General features: G+C 38.5%; 11 protein-coding genes. 2 read left to right on the forward strand and 9 right to left on the reverse strand.

Translation table 11 applies throughout. From position 1 onward, the window contains the following. The 9 genes from AC2SLL_RS08045 to trhP form a co-directional block, all read right to left on the reverse strand. On the reverse strand, positions 1–1077 hold the full coding sequence (locus AC2SLL_RS08045) for an ABC transporter ATP-binding protein (RefSeq protein ID WP_486531171.1): 1077 nt from the start codon (positions 1075–1077) through the stop codon (positions 1–3). A 10-nt stretch (positions 1078–1087) separates the two neighbouring features. Beyond that, positions 1088–2011 (reverse strand): ABC transporter permease, encoded by a 924-nt coding sequence (locus AC2SLL_RS08050; RefSeq protein ID WP_486531172.1) that lies wholly within the window; start codon positions 2009–2011, stop codon positions 1088–1090. A 13-nt stretch (positions 2012–2024) separates the two neighbouring features. After that, positions 2025–3038, reverse strand: a complete 1014-nt coding sequence (locus AC2SLL_RS08055; protein ID WP_486531173.1) for an ABC transporter permease — start codon at positions 3036–3038, stop codon at positions 2025–2027. A gap of 152 nt (positions 3039–3190) precedes the next feature. Further along, positions 3191–4846, reverse strand: a complete 1656-nt coding sequence (locus tag AC2SLL_RS08060; RefSeq protein ID WP_486531174.1) for an ABC transporter substrate-binding protein — start codon at positions 4844–4846, stop codon at positions 3191–3193. Between the two features lie 326 nt (positions 4847–5172). Further along, positions 5173–5505, reverse strand: coding sequence for a DUF779 domain-containing protein (locus AC2SLL_RS08065; protein WP_486531175.1), 333 nt, complete (start codon positions 5503–5505; stop codon positions 5173–5175). 236 nt (positions 5506–5741) lie between these two features. Beyond that, positions 5742–7268: an acetaldehyde dehydrogenase ExaC gene (gene exaC, locus AC2SLL_RS08070; RefSeq protein WP_486531176.1), complete on the reverse strand. Its 1527-nt coding sequence runs from the start codon at positions 7266–7268 to the stop codon at positions 5742–5744. A 446-nt stretch (positions 7269–7714) separates the two neighbouring features. Then, positions 7715–7972: a YfhL family 4Fe-4S dicluster ferredoxin gene (locus AC2SLL_RS08075; RefSeq protein WP_486531177.1), complete on the reverse strand. Its 258-nt coding sequence runs from the start codon at positions 7970–7972 to the stop codon at positions 7715–7717. Between the two features lie 142 nt (positions 7973–8114). Continuing rightward, on the reverse strand, positions 8115–8837 hold the full coding sequence (locus AC2SLL_RS08080; RefSeq protein WP_486531178.1) for a YdcF family protein: 723 nt from the start codon (positions 8835–8837) through the stop codon (positions 8115–8117). Positions 8838–8919: 82 nt separating this feature from the next. Continuing rightward, positions 8920–10389, reverse strand: coding sequence for a prephenate-dependent tRNA uridine(34) hydroxylase TrhP (gene trhP / locus AC2SLL_RS08085; RefSeq protein WP_486531179.1), 1470 nt, complete (start codon positions 10387–10389; stop codon positions 8920–8922). 585 nt (positions 10390–10974) lie between these two features. Here trhP and AC2SLL_RS08090 point away from each other — a divergent pair. Both AC2SLL_RS08090 and AC2SLL_RS08095 read left to right on the forward strand, forming a co-directional pair. Beyond that, positions 10975–11280: a hypothetical protein gene (locus tag AC2SLL_RS08090; protein WP_486531180.1), complete on the forward strand. Its 306-nt coding sequence runs from the start codon at positions 10975–10977 to the stop codon at positions 11278–11280. 136 nt (positions 11281–11416) lie between these two features. Next, positions 11417–12538, forward strand: coding sequence for a DNA topoisomerase IB (locus tag AC2SLL_RS08095; protein WP_486531181.1), 1122 nt, complete (start codon positions 11417–11419; stop codon positions 12536–12538). Positions 12539–13074 lie beyond the last annotated feature (536 nt).

Genomic DNA, 13074 nt, shown 5'->3' on the forward strand with positions numbered 1-13074 from the left:
CTATACACTCCCAGCATCAGTTGGACGGGCTAATGGTTTCTTAATATCTATTGGTGTAGGCAGATCTGTTCTGATACAGCGTACCTTCCCATTTGGGGTGTTGAGAATGGGAGGCGGTACATCACATTCATCTGTTTTATAGGGGCAACGTGGAGATAGAAGGCAGCCTCTAGGGCGGTCATATTGACTCGGTACAACACCCGGTAAACTATTAAGACGTTTTTTGCCGATGGAAAGCTCTGGTATGGCTTTTAATAAAGCTTCGGTATAAGGATGCGCAGGTGTGCGGAAAATCTCAGGAACGGTGCTCGTTTCTACAACTTGTCCTGCATACATAACGGCAACATCTCTAGCATTTTCTGCTACTAAGCCTAAGTCATGGGTAATAAGTAACATTGCCATGTCTTTTTCTTTTTGCAGTTTGCTTAATAAATCCATAATTTGTGCTTGAACAGTCACATCTAAAGCCGTTGTTGGTTCATCAGCAATTAACAGCTTAGGTTCGCATGCCAAAGCCATCGCAATCATCACACGTTGACTCATTCCGCCAGACAGCTGATGAGGATAGACTTTCATACGGCTTTTTGCACCAGGGATTTCTACCAGCTCTAACAACTCAAGTATACGCTGCTTAATTGCATTACCCCGTAAGCCTAAATGAGTTTTTAACACCTCACCAATTTGCATCTCAACAGTAAAGCTGGGGTTTAGGCAACTCATGGCATTCTGAAAAATCATTGAGACTTCTTTGCCGATGATTTTTCTTTTATCTTTTGGTTTCATGGTTAATAAATCTTGGTCATTAAACTTCAAGGCGTTTGCTTTAACATCAGCATAATTGGGCAATAAACCCATCAGCGCTTTCATGGTCACTGACTTACCAGAGCCTGATTCGCCAACAACAGCCACTACCTCTCCATGTTTTACTTGTAGTGAAACATCATCTACTGCTTTAAAACCGGCTTTACCTTTACCAAACGTGACGGATAGGTTTTGAATGTCTAATAAGTATTCGCCATTTGAAGAGTTGGTTTGGCTGGCTAATTGATTTGAATTATTCATTAATTGCTCGCTCATTAGTCTGCCCCTAATTTACTTGTTTGAGTTTAGGATCTAGAGCGTCTCGTAGACCATCTCCCAACATATTGATTGATAAGGCAGAAAGGAAAATTGCTAAACCTGGCCAGATTGCAAGCCATACATTACTCTGAATATACTGTCTGGCTGTACCTAGCATAGCGCCCCATTCTGCGTCTGGTGGTTGAACACCAAATCCTAAGAAACCAATTGCACCTGCTTCAAGAATAGCATTAGAGAAGATCATGGTCGCTTGGACGATAAGTGGTGCCATACAATTAGGTAAAATAGTGACAAACAGAAGTCTTAATGTACTGGCACCCATAACTTTTGAAGCAATGTAATAATCACGTTTTAGTTCAACCATGGCTGTCGCACGGGTTAATCTAATAAAGGGCGGTGTGCAGATGAGTGCGATAGTAATAATGGTATTGGTCATGTTTGGACCAAGAATTGCTGCAATAATAATAGCCAATAATAAACCTGGGTAAGACATTAAAATATCATTAACTAGCATGACGCCTTTACCCCAAACTTTCGGCCAAAAAGCAGCAGTTAGACCAAGCGTAATACCTGCGACCATAGCCATTGACGTTGCCACTAAACCAATGAAGAGTGAATAACGTGCGCCATGCATAATACGAGATAAAGTGTCACGACCAGCATCATCGGTACCTAATACAAATTCGGATTTACCTCCCTCCATAAATGCAGGCGGTAATTGCTCCATGCCTGTATATAATTTAAATGGATCGTGCGGTGCAATCATCGGTGCTGCAAAAGCAACCAATACCATCGCAAGTAGAATAATTAATCCTAAAACTGCGCCTTTATTACGTGTAAAAGAGCTTATAAATACGCTGATAGAAGAGGGCGGCGTAGGTAGGGTGTCATCAATTAAAAGCTTATCCGCATTCTTATTTAAAGTTGTCATTTAAAATATCCTTTTACTGATTACGAATGCGTGGATTGATGACACCGTAAAGTATATCAACACATAAGCTTACGAAAATAAGAGCGGTTGCTACTAATAAGATGCCATTTTGCACAATAGGGTAGTCTCTTGTGTGGAATCCATCGAGTAACCAGTTGCCTACACCCGGCCAACTAAAGATGGTCTCTGTCAGGATGGCACCAGCTAATAAGGTTGCCATTTGTAAACCCACAACAGTTATCACAGTAATCAGGGCATTACGCATAACGTGAATTAAAATAACACGTTTTGGCGATAGACCTTTTGCGCGTGCCGTTTGTACATAGTCTTCATCTAACACTTCTAACATTGCAGATCGCGTCATACGTGCAATCATCGCTAAAGGAATTGTAGATAGAGCAGCGGAGGGCAAAATGAAGTGTTTGACGACATCCCAAAATGCACCGGGTTGACCTGAAGTCAATGATCCTAAAAGCCAAGAGCCATAAAGGGGTTCAACGTCTAGAAATTTAGCGACGGAAATAACCCCTGATACAGGTAGCAGACCTAAATAATGCGCAAAAATACCGGTTAAAATTGGTCCAAGTAAATAAATGGGCATTGAATAACCCGCTAAAGCTCCAGACATCAACGTATAATCTAGCCATGTACCCCGTTTTAAAGCTGCTATAATCCCTAAACTAATACCAACAATGCTGGCAATAGTAATGGCACACAGAGCCAACTCTACAGTAGGTACAAAGTGAATCCAGAAATCCTCAATTACGGGTGTTCGTGTCCTAAAAGAAGTACCAAATTTACCTTGTAAAATACCTGATAAATAATCCCAGTATTGAGCCAATAAAGGTTTATTTAAACCCAAACGTTCAAGGGCCTGAGCATGCATCTCAGGGTCAACCATACGTTCGCCCATCATTACTTCAACGGCATCACCTGGTACTAGGCGAATTAAAGTAAATGTGGATAGAGTCAGGCCGATATAAACGGGAATAAGCACCATTATTCGGCGGAGAATATACATCAACATGATACGTACTCAGTATGAATAAGTTTGAAAAAGTATAAAAATAAATATTACGATTTGGTTAAAATCGTATAGTGGTTTTAATATGATTTGAGATAGTATGAAAATAAAACCACCCTATCCGTTGATTAACAGATAGGGTGGTTGTTAATAAATTACTCTACGTCGACACCATCAAAACGAACAGCGCCGAATGGGCTTGTCTTGAAGTTTTTAACATTAGGTGTCGTCAGCACATGAGTGACTGAGTGAGCAATGGTTGTCCATGGTAGCTCTTGTTTAAATATAATCTGTGCTTCTTCATACTTATTAGTACGTTCCGCTTGATCAGTTACCTGACGAGCCTCTGTTACTAATTTATCAAAGTCTGGATGACACCAACGAGCATAGTTATTACCATCAACTGCTGCACATGACAATAAAGTACCTAACCAGTTATCTGGATCACCATTATCTCCTGTCCAACCTGCAAAGATCACATCTGCTTCACCAGATTTAGCACGGTTTAAGTACTCGCCCCATTCATAAGTCACAAGGTTTGCTTTAACACCGGCTTTCGCCCAATCAGCCTGAACCATTTCGGCCATTAACTTAGCATTTGGGTTATAAGGGCGTTGAACTGGCATGTACCATAAATCAACTTCTAGGTTTTCCGCACCCGCTTCTTTTAACAATGCTTTGGCCTTTTCAACGTCCATTGGCGCGTCTTCTAAGCCTTCTTTGTAGCTCCACTGTGTTGGAGGCATTGGGTTAGTAGCTTTAATACCAGCACCTTGATATACGGCATTGATAATAGCGTCTTTATTAATAGCCATATCAAGTGCTTGACGTACTTTCAAGTCTTTAAGCTGAGCATGCTCAACATTGTAGCCTAAATAGCCAACGTTAAATCCTGGTTTCTCTAAGATTTCAACTTTACCTGACTTTTTAACAGATTCCACTTCTGCTGGTTTTGGATACGTTGATACATGACACTCGCCCGCTTGAACCTTTTGAGCTCGAACAGCTGAATCTTTAGTGATAGCAAAGACTAAGTTATCAATATGAACGTTATCTTTATCCCAGTAATCAGGGTTCTTTTTAAAGCGGATTTGCGAATCTTTTTGATACTTATCAAAAACAAACGGACCTGTGCCAATGGGCTTCATGTTGTAGTCAGCTGCATTACCATCTTCCACAAGCTTTTCCGCATATTCAGCAGAACCGATATAAGCAAATGCCATGGCAAGGTTTTGTAAGAAAGGAGCATTTACTTCGGTTAAAGTAACTTTAACGGTGTGGTCATCAACCTTTTCAACATTTTCAACAATATCAGGAAGCTCCATACCAACAGCATATGGGAATTCGGCTGGATATTCTTTATTGAAACTATAGTCAGGGTCTGTTAAACGTTTTAGAGCGAACACTACGTCATCAGCATTGAAATCACGAGTTGGGGTAAAATATTCTGTAGTACCAAACTTAACGCCTTTACGTAAGTTAAAAGTATAGGTTTTTTGATCGTCGCTAATTTCCCAGCTTTCAGCTAGCGCAGGAACAACCTCAGTAGAGTCACGTTTAAACTGTACCAAACCGTTGTAAACTGTGTGTGCAGAGGCATCGAAATCGGTGCCAGCAGTAAACTGGGCAGGATCAAACCCAGCTGGGCTACCTTCAGAGCAGTAAATTAAAGTTTTCTGTGCAGACTTATCTTCAGCTAAGCCTTCTGATGCAGTAGTATTGTTACCACCACAAGCGGTAAACCCTAAAGTCAATGCTGTAGCAAGTAGACTGAGCTCAAGGAGAGGTTTTTTATTTGTTGAGTGTTGCATGATTACATCCTGTATTAGATGGATAGTTAGAGTTTAGGGATTAATAATGAACATTTATTTAAACTCTATTTTTGTGGTATTTAGCCTCAAACCCATTCGAAATGAGTGCTAAGTTCAATAAATATACTATGTTACGCTTATTTTACGCAACATTTAATAAAAGTAAAATTAACGTGATTGAAATGTATTTATGTTATATAGATTTGATATAAGGGCTTAACAAGAATGTAACAATGTAATGACTGTAGCGTTCATTCTTTTAATAACCAATAATGAGTTTTATAAAAATTTAAAACTTTCCTTTTAAATTTAATATCTTATCTGTCTTATTTATTATATTGACAGACATCGGAATAAACAATAAATCGTTTACCTTCGGGTATCTCTAAAGAAAAGCTAGCGCCGCGACCCTCTACCACGTCAATGGTTAAATCAGTATGTTGCCAAAGCTTATGCTGTGCGACGCCCATATAAAAAGGAAAACCTCCTATGTGACCAACAAGTACATCTTGATCGCCAACCTTAAATTCACCTAGGGTAAAGCACATAGGCGAGCTGCCATCACAGCAGCCGCCTGATAAGTGAAACATCAGATCCCCATGTTTGGCTTTTAAAAGGGAAATTAACTTTAAGCATGCGCCTGTTGCTTTAACTTTCATAAAAGTTCCTTTTTGAGCTAACAGATTTTGGCTAGGTAGATTTATTGTTTAACTACCATCATGAAAAAGCCAGCACAAAAAATATATTACCTCAGTCTATGTTACCTAGTTAGAGTTAGGCCACATAGATTGATGAATAGGTTACTTAACCGTCAATAATGAATTCTATACAGCCCTTAAAACTCATTAAAAAGTAAAGTAACTTTGATAACTTAAGTTTGATAGCATTTAGTGATTTAGAAGAATCCCATCGCATTTTTGCCATAAGAGACCAGCATATTTTTAGTCTGCTGGTAATGTTCTAGCATCATCAAATGGTTTTCTCGGCCGATACCAGATTGTTTGTATCCACCAAATGCAGCATGAGCAGGATAAAGATGATAGCAGTTTGTCCATACACGGCCAGCCTGTATGCCCCGACCAAATCGATATGCTTTATGCACATCACGTGTCCAGATACCAGCGCCTAAGCCATATAATGTGTCATTGGCGATAGTCATGGCTTCATCATCATCTTTAAACTTGGTGACACAAAGGACAGGGCCAAAAATTTCTTCTTGGAAGATACGCATGTCATTAGTACCTTCAAAGACAGTAGGCTGAATATAATATCCACCTTCAAGATTCCCTTCACCTTTACGCGCTTCTCCACCCGCTAACACTTTTGCCCCTTCTTTTTTTCCAATATCAAGATAGGAAGTAATTTTTGCAAATTGGTCTGAGCTAGCTTGAGCACCAATCATAGTGTCTGTATCGAGTGGATTACCCATTTTAATAGCATTGACGCGCTCAATACAACGTTTGATAAATTCGTCATAAATGCTTTCATGCACTAAAGCTCGTGAAGGACAGGTACATACTTCACCTTGGTTAAGTGCAAACATTACGAAACCTTCAATGGCCTTATCTAAAAACTCATCGTCCTCAGCCATCACATCAGCAAAGAAGATATTTGGACTCTTACCACCAAGCTCTAAGGTAACTGGAATGATATTTTCACTTGCATATTGCATGATTAATCGGCCAGTAGTGGTCTCACCGGTAAACGCCACTTTGTTAATGCGTGGATTTGAAGCGAGTGGTTTACCTGCTTCAACGCCAAAGCCATTAACAACATTTATAACGCCTTTTGGCAGTATTTCTGCAATATTTATAGTCTCAAATAAATATAAAATAGATGCTGGTGTTTGCTCAGCTGGCTTGAGGATAACACAGTTACCGGCAGCCAGAGCAGGGGCAATTTTCCAAATTGCCATGAGAATAGGGAAGTTCCAAGGGATAATTTGACCGACAACACCTAGCGGCTCATGAAAGTGATAAGCCACTGTGTCATCGTCAATTTGACTGATACCACCTTCTTGAGCGCGTATGGCACTGGCAAAGTAGCGGATTTGATCTATCGCTAGCGGAATATCCGCTATTAAGGTTTCACGTACAGGTTTGCCGTTCTCGTAACATTCTGCAATAGCAATGTTTTCAAGGTTGGCTTCCATTTTATCTGCTATTTTAAGTAGGAGATTAGCGCGTTCAGTCACACCTGTTTTTGCCCAGGCCTCTTTAGCAGCATGAGCAGCATCTAATGCTTTTTCAATATCATCACTAGTTGAACGAGCTACTTTACAAATAACTTTTCCATCAACTGGGCTGGTGTTTTCAAAATACTCCCCATTGGTTGGTGCAACCCACTCGCCATTGATAAAGTTATCGTATTTTTCTCGAAATTTGACTGGGCTACTTTCTGTATTAGGGAATTGGTATAGCATGTGAGACACTCCTTGTTTATGCTCATTGATAGAATTCAATAAAGCCGCAAAAATCCTTTGCGTGCAGGTCAATCGTACTCACATTTAACCGATACTTAAAGTTCCATTTTGTTGGGGATATCAAGCAATCTATAACAAATATTTATATATAGTATAACTTTAAGTATTAGTTGTAGACAGTGTCAATTTAGCAGAGATTTTGAGTGGTATATTAAGAGAGTATTGATTGATAAAATACTTCAAGTTTATCTAAATAAGCTAGAAGACATATGATTAAATACATAAAGACTATTTAATCGTATAAAAAACAAAATATAGATTTTAAGTTACATTTGTAAATAGGGATAATAATCCCAGCTACAATGGTTACTAAACGTTTAAATAAGCAAAGAATGTTGGATTTACTGATATCCTATACATCAATGATAAATTGCCATTCACTGAGTTTATTTACCCCAAATCTTTTTGTACTTAGCCATTAAATCCTCTTCATTTTCAACCCGGTCCTCATCCTTAATAATGCAGTCAATCGGGCATACTTTGTCACAAGTAGGTTCATCATAAAAACCGATGCACTCGGTACATAAGTCTGGATCGATGACATAGGTTTTCTGTACCTTTTGATCATAACTAATAGCATCATTGGGACACTCGGGTTCACAGATGTCACAATTGATGCAGTCTGAGGTAATTTTTAATGCCATGTTGTCCTTCTTATTGCTTCTTTATAGGAGTAGGAGGCTTAAAATAATAACAGTCTAAAACAATAGGACTCGAGATAGTAGCTCAAATTTTGCTGTTATTGAAGACCCATAACATATCAATTACTGTCAATGAGGATGCGCCCTAATACTCATGTAACAGCCAGCCGCTTACAAATGCAAAATACTCTCTAAACCACGCATTATATCTTATGGATAGAGGAGTGGGACTGGCTACCATAACCGGTTGTTCAAAGCCTTGATGTTTGGCAATGGCTTTAGAACGAATGATATGAAAGTCGCTAGTGACTATGGCAATAGGGTCACATAAGCTAATGCTGTGTTTATTTAATAAGGGAACGCTGAAAGAAAAATTTTCTTCAGTGCTGGTGCTATTCCCTTCAACGACCACGTTAGATAGCGGTATATTATGAGCTTTATGTAAGTAATTTGCCATTATTTGCCCTGAGCTCAAGTGATCCTTAAAACCTTTACCACCACTGGTAATTACCAATGCTTTTGGCTGGTTTTTTATGACTGACACTGCGGTATCTAAGCGCATAGCAAGTAGGGGCGAAGGTTTATTATCTTTAGTGCCAGCACCTAATACCATAATAGCGTCAACGTTAGGGATTACATGCTGTGATTGCTTAATCTGTTGTTGCAGTGAGAAAGCAAAAATTATAAAACTGATAAACCATAGGAGAAAAGCAGTCCACGACCCGTACCAAATCCAGTTGAGCCAGTCATTACTTGAAAACAGCTGACGCACTCTTTGCCATAATAAGCCATGGACGACAAAAGCCACACCGATCAAAAAGGGAGCAACTGTTCCGAAATTAATACTGCCACCGGATATTAGTATCACGCAGTCAACAATCAGTATAAAACCGACAACTGCCAATGTAAGACGACATAATGTCAGTATCTTGATCATAAGTTAAAGTGGGTTATGTGAAGATCGGTTTTTTAACATTTTTCATAATTAAGGCAAGCTTCAGCATATCATCATCAATGTCTTTAAATGGGTTGTTTATTAATGCAAACCAACCAGAACCAAGAGCTGCTTCAATTGGGTTACCTTTTTTATCCCACATTTGCTCCAATTCATAGGTCAAATTTCCCACTGGGGTCATGATTTCAACGGTATCGCCCACCTCTACTTTGTTTTTGATTTCCAGTAAAAGTTTGCCATCAGCAATGTCCATCACTTCGGCAACAAATTGTTGATGATCAGTTTTTGATGAGCCGTACTCATAATTCTGGTAGTCACTATGCACATGACGACGTAAAAAACCTTCGGTATAACCACGGTTTGCAAGGCCATCTAACGCACTAATTAAAGACTCATCAAAAGGTTTACCAGCAACGGCATCATCGATGGCTTGACGATATACTTGAGCGGTACGAGCCACATAATAATGTGATTTGGTACGGCCCTCGATTTTAAGAGAATGGACGCCAAGTTTGGTTAATTCAGGTACCAACTCTACTGCTCGTAAATCTTTAGAGTTCATGATGTAAGTACCATGCTCATCTTCATACATGGCCATCAGTTCACCAGGACGGCTGGCTTCTTCTAATAACACGACTTCATCGCTGGGAGCTTGAACGTAGTTATCGCCCATGACTTCATCGCCATTTAAGTTAATCGTGTCGATTTTTGTATCATTTGAGGATTCATTTTGATTATCGAGCTGGTTTTCAAGCGACTTCGGATCAAAGGTTTCAGGCGCTTTGATAGGAACAATATCCCCCGCTTCATTTTCTTCCGCTTTATAGGTAGTGTATTTCCATCGGCAAGCATTGGTGCAAGTACCTTGGTTGGCATCACGTTTATTAATATAACCGGATAGCAAGCATCGTCCTGAATATGCCATACATAATGCGCCATGTACGAATACTTCAATTTGCATCTCTGGTACTTCTTCAATGATTTGACCAATCTCTTTAATAGACAATTCACGAGATAAAATAACTCTCCTAACACCCATTTGGTGCCAGAATTTGACCGTCGCCCAGTTGACGGCGTTGGCTTGGACTGATAAATGAATCTCAACATCAGGAAAAGCCTCACGCACCATCATAATCATGCCAGCGTCAGACATAATAAGGGCATCTGGATTCATTTCGACCACAGGACGAATATCTTCAATAAAGGTTTTAAGTTTGGCGTTATGGGCTTGAATGTTAACCACCACATAAAACTTTTTACCTAAGCGGTGTGCGTATTCAATACCACGGCGTAAATTATCTTCATCAAAATCATTATTGCGCACTCTTAAACTATAGCGGGCTTGTCCTGCATATACAGCATCGGCACCGTAAGCAAAAGCATACTGCATATTTCTAAAAGTACCAGCTGGGCACAATAACTCAGGTACATGGATTGAAGAGGATGAAGGTTTGGGTTGACTCATGAACGTGTCTGCCTATTATTTAGACTAAATTAAAGATTTAAAAGGTTGCAACTTAGTGTATTAAAAGTTGGCTGCTAAGCGTAGCTGTCTATAAATACGGCTATTATAAAGGAAGTTACCCAGTCATGAAATAAACCCAACGAAATTAGTCGGATTTATTTTGATGCAGATTTTTTTGTTCTTCGTAATATCAAGGTTCTTCATATCGTAAGTTAAGTAACGTATAAGCAGTGGCTGTTTTGAACACAGCCACCCTTTAACTAACTATTTTATAGTAGAGGATGGATTCTGTTAATTTGAAGATATAAGGCACTCTAAAATTAGTGCATTTAACTATTATGTAAAAATAAATATTATGTAAAAGTAAAATTTATAAAAAAATAGACGTCTTAATAGTCAATTCTGGAGAGCTATAACATAATTTCACATAATCCTACTACTTTAATGTTGAACATTTTTTATCAATAACATTTAATCTAATAGCAAGACATTTTTAATATTAGTTTAATTAGCAGCTCTAAATGACACATTCTAACAGTTATTAAAATAAACTATTAAAATCAACCAGTAATTAAGGGGTTACATATGCCTAATAATCAGTCATTAAATAATAAAGATGAGAAAATTCTAAATCGTCGTGACGATGTTAACTTTAAAGAGCATGATATTGACGATGTGCCTTCTGTAGATAGATCAGGCAATAACAAGGAAGCAAGTGAGCAGTCTCCTGACGACCGAAAATATAAGCCAGATATAGATGGACCTCAACAAGTCTCTCAAGAGACAGATGACATTTATGTCGATCCTCGTGCTAATAAAGATCTACCACCAGCAGGCAAAAGAGTTGATGAACTGAGTGCTTTTGATTTAAGCAAAGAGTCGAATAAGTAAGACGTTTAAAGCAGCTATATTGACTGACTGCCTAAGTAAGTAATAAGCCTTCTTATGCAGTCTCTATATGTTATTTATATATGAAAACCATACCTATTTACTAACTGTGTTTTTCATAATGTTATTGGAAAAAATTATGAATAAGCATAATCGATCAAAAAATAGCGCTCTAAAAAACAACCCTGTCAAAAAGATAGCAAGGCACGATTATGAGGCATTAGCAAAAAATGCCAACCTACGCTATGTAAGTGATGAAGATCCAGGCTATAGCAGAGTTAAGTGGGGTAAGGGGTTTTCATATAAAGACCCTGAAGGGAAAACTGTAAAATGTAAAAAGCTACGCAATCGTTTTAAGGCACTTGTCATACCGCCTATGTGGTCTGATGTTTGGATATGTCAGTATACTGATGGACATATACAGTGTACTGGAAGAGATGAAAGAGGACGTAAGCAGTACCTATACCATGAGCAATGGAACAAGGTTCGCGATCAAGCCAAATATGATTCAGTAATAGAATTTGGCGAGGTTTTACCTGCTCTGAGAGAGCAAGTAGAAAAAGATTTAAGCTCAAAGGAGCTTAGCCGAACTAACGTGATTGCTGCTGTGATCAAATTGCTTGAAACAACACTAATTAGGATTGGTAATAGCCGTTATGCTAAGCATAATAAAAGTTATGGCTTGAGCACATTAAGAAGTCGGCATATTAGTGAAACAGAAGAGGGTCTTGCGTTCGATTTTGTCGGTAAAAGCGCTAAAGAGCATCATGTGGAATTTCAGGATAAACGCATAGTCGATATTGTTCGTGCCTGTTCTGAATTACCAGGTTATCGTATATTTAAGTATATAGATAACGATGGTCATAAACAATTGGTTGAAAGTCAGGATATTAATGACTACTTAAGAGCGCACACGGGCATGGAATATAGTGCAAAAGACTTTAGGACTTGGATGGCATCAGTCCTTGCCGCTAAGTACTTATTTGAACACTCAGATGATAGCACTAAAAATAGCGACGCAAACAGCGCTGAAAATAAGCAGATGCGTGAGCAGTGTATCGTTGATATGGTTAAGTATGTCGCCCAAGAACTCGGTAATACCCCTTCAGTTTGTCGGGCATCCTACATACATCCTAAGATTATTGAATACTTTTTAAATGGTCAGTTTATGACACTATATAAGCAGGGTAGACGGGGCCGTACTCGGCGCTACCAACAGCTTGAAGAAAAGGCGTTGCTTATCCTCCTTAAAAGTCAATAAGCAACACTTAGGTCAAATGGGTTATTTATAATAAATATGTTGCGCCTCAAAAATAAAGCTTTACATAAGCAACCGCTAATTTAGATTTTGATCGCATTCATAGGTAGTGTATTTAGCAAATTTCTGCTTAATGCAGCTTATATATAGTCTGTATATATAGGCTGTATGTTTAATTCACTTCCCATACACTAAATGACAATATACTACTTATCCTAAGTAAATGACCTAATATCGCTATTTAATGAACTCTCAATTATCGATAAATGTATGCAAATATTACTAAGTTGCGATAAGTAACAGTGTTACGTTTTAATAGGTGTTTGCTTACATCTGCTAACGTAAGATTACCCGAGTTGACATTTTGATACCGAGTAACTATACGAATATTTTTTTAGGCTTGGTAATGTATCTACCAAGTTGTTAGACATATTGGCTATGAAATTTTAGTGGCACGATGATAACTTTTATTTATATTTATTTTCTTAATCTAAAATTTAATCATCAATTTAGAAAATTATAGCTCAATAACATCTGAT

This window comes from Psychrobacter sp. CX97, assembly GCF_057396285.1.